General features: G+C 40.7%; 2 protein-coding genes. Both read left to right on the top strand.

Annotated elements, in window-relative coordinates; all coding sequences use genetic code 11:
* The first annotated feature begins 44 nt into the window (after nt 1-44).
* Nucleotides 45-6623: a CHAT domain-containing protein gene (locus F6K13_RS10980; protein ID WP_287287376.1), complete on the top strand. Its 6579-nt coding sequence runs from the start codon at nt 45-47 to the stop codon at nt 6621-6623.
* A gap of 462 nt (nt 6624-7085) precedes the next feature.
* Entirely contained in the window at nt 7086-7274 is a 189-nt protein-coding gene (locus F6K13_RS10975; RefSeq protein WP_124147833.1) for a hypothetical protein, read from the top strand.

Below are 7274 nucleotides of genomic sequence, written 5' to 3'. Positions count from 1 at the left end.
CTGCTGATGGCAATATTCAAATAGGAGATATTAATGCTTCTACCATGGGTAATGATAGAGGAGGGAATGTCACTATAAATAGTGATGGTGAAACTAATACGACTGCGGGCAATATATTTTCGGCATCTTCTCAAGGAGATGGTGGGAATGTTTCTATCACCAGTCAGGGTAATATCGAAACTGGTCATATTGACTCTAGTTCAAATGGTAGTGGTAGGGGAGGCAATGTTACTATAAATAGTGATGGTGAAACTAATACGACTGCGGGCAATATATTTTCGGCATCTTCTCAAGGAGATGGTGGGAATGTTTCCATCACCAGTCAGGGCAATATCAAAACTGGTTATATTGACTCTCGTTCAGATGGTAGTGGTAATGGTGGGAATATTACTCTAAAAACTACAGGTGGTAATGTTGATACCAGTAGTGAAGAATTAGCATCTTTTTCCGTTAGGGGAAATGGGGGAAATGTCAGCATTACCAGTAATGGCGACATCAAAACAGCAGATATCTTTTCTTCCGCAGGCGATCCATTAGATATAGAGGGAGACTTAGCAAATTTATCACCATTCGAGACAGATAACACTGACTCAAATAAAACTCAGAATACAAACGGTAGTGGGGGAGATATTACCCTGAAAGCAGAAGGTTTTATTGATACTAGCAAAGGAACTATCGAATCATTTTCTCGTTTAGGGGGTGGAGGTAGTATCAGCATTACCAGCAAAGGCGATATTACTACGGGGGAAGTTTTTTCCACTGCTGGAGACCCTGATGTAGGTAACTCTGTAGATAATAACCCTACAAAAATACAGACAGAAATAAATAGTAGCAACAGTGGTGATATTACTATTGAAAGTAAAGAAGGGGCAGTAACTATCACAGCAGAAATAGATACTGTTGGCGAAGCAGGAAATGCTGGAGATATTACTATCAAAGCTTTTGGAGATATTAATACTGAAAGTATTGAATCAAGGACAGGTGGTGGTGAAGGTGGAGATATAACTATTGAAAGTATAGGTGGTACGATTGATACTATTGGAACTGGCACAGAAACAGCAGGAATATTTTCTGCTTCTATTAATGGAGATGCAGGAAACATTACCATCAAGAATAATGGGAAGTTGACCACAGGTAATATTGACTCCACTTCACTGAATGGTAAGGGTGGAAATATTAACCTAGAAAGTACAACTGGAAATGTTGACACCAGTCTTGGTAACATAGCTTCTCTGTCAGAAACTGGAAATGCTGGAAGTGTAACTATCAAAAGTCAGGGCAATATTAATACAGGTAATATTGATTCCCAGACACAAGGAGGTCAGGGTGGAAACATTAGTATTGAAAGTACAGGTGGTAGTATTGAAACCTTGGGAACAGACCAAGATGTAGCAGGAATATTTGCTGATTCTGAGGAGGGAAATGCTGGAAATGTTACCATCACAAGTAATGGCAATTTGATTACAGGTAATATTGATTCCCGCTCAACTAATGGTCAAGGTGGCAATATTACTCTCAAAAGTCTTGCCGGAAATATTGATACCAGTGCTGCTGAAGTCAGATCTTCTTCCCGTAGGGGTGATGCGGGAACAGTGAGTCTTACCAGTCAGGGCAATATTACAACAGGAAGTATCCTTTCTTTTGCAGGTCGAGGAACAGATGAATTGGAAGATTCAGAAGATTCATCTCAAAACGAGAGTGGTAGTAGTAATGGGGGAGATATTACCCTGAAAGCAGGAGGAACTATTGATACTACCGCAGGAACTAATGATCGATCTAAGTTAGAGTCATTTTCTCGAGAAGGTTTAGGTGGTAATATTACTCTGGAAGCTAAGGGTGAAATTACTACAGCTAAAATACTTTCTACCGCAGGCGACCCCCAAGCAAGTAACCCTGAAGATAATGGTGATATTACACCCCTAACAGAAACAGAAATAAATCAGCGCAGCAGTGGTAATATCCGCATTGAAAGTATGGAAGGTGCAGTAACTACTACAGAAGAAATAAATAGCTTTGCCACTTCTGGTAATGGTGGTAGTGTAACTATTAAAAGTCGTGGCAATTTAACAATAAGTGATATTAACTCCCGTTCAGATGTTAATGGTCGGGGTGGTAATATTACTCTCGAAAGTACAGATGGAAATATTGATACAACTAATGGCGATCGCGGCATATCTTCTTTTTCAGAATTAGGAAATGCTGGAGATGTGACTATTACCAGTAATGGCAATTTGACCACGGGTGATATTGACTCTCGTTCCAAAGGTAGCGGTCAGGGTGGCAAAATTACTCTCGAAAGTACAAGCGGAAATGTTGAGACAACAAATGGTGAATTATCTTCTTTTTCCGAATCAGGAAATGCTGGAGGTGTTACTATTACCAGTAGTGACAATTTGACCACAGGTAACATTAACTCTACTTCAAAAGGCAGTGGTCAGGGTGGCAAAATTACCCTCGAAAGTACAAGCGGAAATGTTGAGACAACAAGTGGTGAATTATCTTCTTTTTCCGAGTTAGGAGATGCAGGAGATGTAACTATTACCAGTAATGGTGATTTGACTACAGGTGATATTAACTCTAGTTCAAGAGGCAGCGGTCTAGGTGGCAATATTACTCTCGAAAGTATCACCGGAAATATTGATACAACAAGTGGTGAATTAGAATCTTTTTCACGTTCAGGAGATGCTGGAGATGTGACTATTACCAGTAGTGGCAATTTGACAACAGGTGACATATTTTCCTCAAGTGGCAACCCACGAGATTCAAACAACGAGGATAACTCGTCAGAAGATGTATCTGTATCAGAAGAAAACCCACAACAAACAGATAATTCTAATCCTGGAGAAAATACCGGAGGTGCCGGAGGTAGTATTACTCTAATAGCTGAAGGTGATATCAATACTACAGCAGGACTCATCGAGTCATTTTCTCGTCAAGGAGAAGGGGGCGATATTAGTCTCGAAGCTAAAGGTAATATTACTACAAATGAAATCATTTCCTCCGCAGGAGACCCAGAAAATATTCCACCTAAAAGGGAAAATACAGAAAACACCAACACTACTCAGTCTGAGGTTGAATCAGAAACAGGTAGTCCAGGGGGCGATATTACCATCCGGAGTATTGAGGGTAACGTAACAACTCAAGGAGAACTCATTTCTTATAGTAATCAAGGAAATGGAGGTAATGTTCGTATTATCAGTAACGGCGATGTTAATACTGCTGGTATTGACTCCCGCTCTGATAACAGGGGTCGTGGTGGTACTATTTCGATCCAAAATCAAACAGGTAGCATTGAAACTACCGGTGGTGAGTTAGCTTCTTCCTCCAGAACAGGTGATGGCGGTAATGTAGAGATTACCAGTACGGGTAATATTATAATAGAAACGATTTTTTCCGAGTCGGAAGGTGATGGTAATGGTGGAGATGTGACTATTACAGTGAACGGCAATATCCAAGTAGGAACTATTGAATCATTTGCTGGAGGTAGTGGTAAAGGTGGAAATATATCTATTACTGCAGATGGCGCAATAGATGCTAGTATTGGCGAATTAATCTCTAGTTCTCAAACAGGGGAAGGTGGAAACATTACTCTCAGTGCAACAGGAGATATTAGTACTGGTTTGATCGAAAGCTTTAGCGGTGCAGGAGCAAGAGGTGGTAATATTACTTTGGAAACAATTAATGGAAATATTGATACCACTGTTGGATTTTTAGGTGAAGAGGCAAATATTCCTACTGATGCGGATGTATCTTCAGAAGATGTGGCAACTATCTTTGAGCAGGAACGCGCCAACCTGAGTTCCTACGCTCCAGAGGGTACTGGAGGCAATATTGTGATTATTCAGCGGGGTCAAGGAGAGATTACCACTAGCAATATTAGTTCTTTTGGCGGGGAAAGTAGTGGAGCTGTTAATATCAGCAACAATGACGGCAATATTAACACGGGTGTAATTTTTTCCACTGCTATTAACGGTACAGGCGATCGAATATCTATTGAAACTCTGAATAACGGCGACTTAAATATTAATCATATTGCTACTTATTCTACTGCTGATGATGGTACTGGGGGTCAGATAAAATTGAATGCTAGTGGTACTGTCAATATTAATAACGTAGCATCCTTTGGCAATGCAGGTAGTGGAGATGTAAGTATTGAAAGTAATAGCGGCAGTATTAATACAGGGACTATTCAGACCCGCGCCCCCAATGGCACCAGTGGTAATATTACTCTGAATACTTTTAGCACTCAAGGCGATATTAGAACTGCAAATGTTAGGACTGAAGGTGGAGAAGCGGCTGGAACAGTTGAAATTATTGCTCCTGATGGCTCGGTTACTACTGAAGATTTGCAATCTATTTCTGAGTCTGGAAATGCTGGAGGTATTGATGTTCAGGCAGGGGAGGATATTGAGACTGGAGACCAAACTGTTGATAGTGCTACTGGTGATAGTAATATTAATAACCAAGCAGGAGGGGATATTACTACTGGAGACCAAACAGCTACTACTGAAGAAGGTAATGCCAGTATCAATAACCAAGCAGGAGGGGATATTACTACCCAAGACCAAATAGCTACTACTGAAGAAGGTAATGCCAGTATCAATAATCAAGCAGGAGGTAATATTACTACCCAAGACCAAATAGCTACTACTGAAGAAGGTAATGCCAGTATCAATAATCAAGCAGGAGGTGATATTACTACCCAAGACCAAATAGCTACTACTGAGCAAGGTGATGCCAGTATTAATAACCAAGCAGCAGGTAATATTACGACTGGAGACCAAACAGCGGTAACAAACCAAGGTAATGCCAGTATTAATAATCAAGCAGTTGGTAATATTACGACTGGAGACCAAACAGCGGTAACAAACCAAGGTAATGCCAGTATTAATAATCAAGCAGTTGGTAATATTACGACTGGAGACCAAATAGCAATAGGTGATACAACAAGTATTATTAACCTACCAGGAGGAGAACTTAATACTGGTGAAATCATTCAAATTAGCCCACCTCCATCAATACCAATAGACAATACTTTGCCACAACAATCACCTCAGACACTAACAAATCCAAGCATTCCAGCAGCATCAAACCTAGTGCAACCAACAACAACTCCAGCTATTCCAACAAATAATATTTTACAATTTGACAACCCAATCTCAAATCCGACCACCACTAATATTATCCAGTCAATACAGAGTAACAGTACCATCAGCACAACCAATAATCCTAATCTGCCAAACAAAAAGAGCGATCGCCAACAAATTAATATCAACACCGACACTACAACAGCTTTACAAAACATCAATATTATTAACAATACTCCCCTAACTGTTGCTGCTAACTTTCAAACCTTGACTGCCTTAGAGAAAAATCGGAACAATTCATTCACTAACTACTTTGGAAAAGACCTATCAACTCAAAATATATCCATAAAAAACGGGGGAGCGCTGACAGACAACTTTGGAGAAGACCTATCAACTCAAAATACATCCATAAAAAATATCCGGGAAGTGCTGACAGACATCGCCCGTGAAACAGGCAAAAATTCAGCAATTATCTATGTCACAGCTTACCCAGAAGAACTGCAACTGGTATTATACACACCAGATAGCGACCCCATCCTCAAAACTGTTCCGGCAGCTAATCGCCAACAACTCATGGAAGTTGTCCTACAATTACGATTTCAAGTCACAACTCCCTCCCGTCGTAATACTCAAAGCTACTTGCCACCAGCACAACAATTGTACAATTGGCTCATTAGACCCATATCAGCAGAATTAGAAGCCGCTAATATCGATACCTTACTATTCAGTATGGATGAAGGTCTACGAACTTTACCTGTAGCAGTATTACACGATGGTCAACAATTCCTCGTCGAAAAATATAGCCTCAGTTTAATTCCCAGTATCAGTTTAATGGATACCAACTACCGCCCAATTCAAGATACCCGAGTATTAGCAATGGGAGCAAGTGAATTTATCGAACAAAACTCCTTACCAGCAGTGCCAGTAGAGTTAGAAACTATTTCCCAACAGTTGTGGCAAGGTAGTCAGTTCCTCAACCAAGACTTCACCCGTAATAACCTGCTAACCCAACGACAAAATTATCCCTATCCCATCATTCACCTAGCTACTCATGCAGAATTCCGACCAGGTGCTGCCAGTAATTCCTATATTCAACTGTGGGGTGACGAACAACTACATCTAGGTCAAATGCGACAGTTAGGTTGGAACGATCCACCAGTAGAATTATTAGTATTGTCAGCTTGTCGCACTGCCGTTGGTGACAAAAATGCTGAGTTAGGTTTTGCGGGGTTAGCAGTAGCAGCAGGAGCAAAGTCTGCCTTAGCTAGTGTCTGGTATGTGAGTGATGAAGGCACATTAGGATTGATGACAGAATTTTACACCCAACTAAATAATGCCAAGATAAAAGCAGAAGCTTTACGACAAGCACAGTTAGCAATGTTACGAGGAGAAGTAGTTATTGCAGAGGGTCAATTAAGGGGGACAGCAGCTCGTGGTGCAGTGGTATTACCATCAGAGTTAGGAAAGTTTGAAAATCAAAATTTATCTCATCCCTATTATTGGGCAGGGTTTATGATGATTGGTAGTCCGTGGTAGTCTTTGGTAGATGGGGAGTGTGGGACCCACCCCTAACTCCTCCTAGGAGGGGAATTTAGGGAAGCGGGTGACATGGATCGCCAAGCTCGCCAAGGATTGAAATCCTTGGCTAATAGTTTAAGTCATCTTAAGATTACTCTTGACGAGTATGCCATCTTTTTCATCTTTTTATATTGTGGTTAATCAGTGCAACTTGATATTACGGGAGCAGGACAACTAAAGTCCATTCTACTTTGCGATCGCAACTCGGAAAATTTCAAAAAATAAAAAACCCAGATAGATTAAACTACCTGGGGCGTTTGTTTCCAACTAATCCGCATTAACCCAAGCGGTGGGGAGCTACGTTTTAGAACCACGACAGAACAAGGCTTTCAGACCCCCAAATATACGCACCACCTTTGATTAAAAAGTCAAACAAAAAAATTACCAAAATGAAAAGGCTAATACCATTTTGATAAATGTTTGCTACAAATAACTAGGGGATTTTTTAGGAGTCAACCCACCCCTCGCCCCTCCCCCTCCCAGGAGGGGAAGTCAGGAGTCAGGAGTCGTATGGGAATGGCTTCAATACCACTTTTTAGGTTGGAAATCATCTTTTTTGTCAAAGGGATGTCTCCTGAAAATTATTTTTATCCCTCTTACTATTCGTAA

Origin of the sequence: Okeania sp. SIO2B9 (assembly GCF_010672505.1) — a bacterium.
Classification (GTDB): domain Bacteria; phylum Cyanobacteriota; class Cyanobacteriia; order Cyanobacteriales; family Microcoleaceae; genus Okeania; species Okeania hirsuta.
The sequence above is the reverse complement of the archived record's forward strand: the minus strand, read 5'-3'. Positions and strand labels throughout refer to the sequence as shown.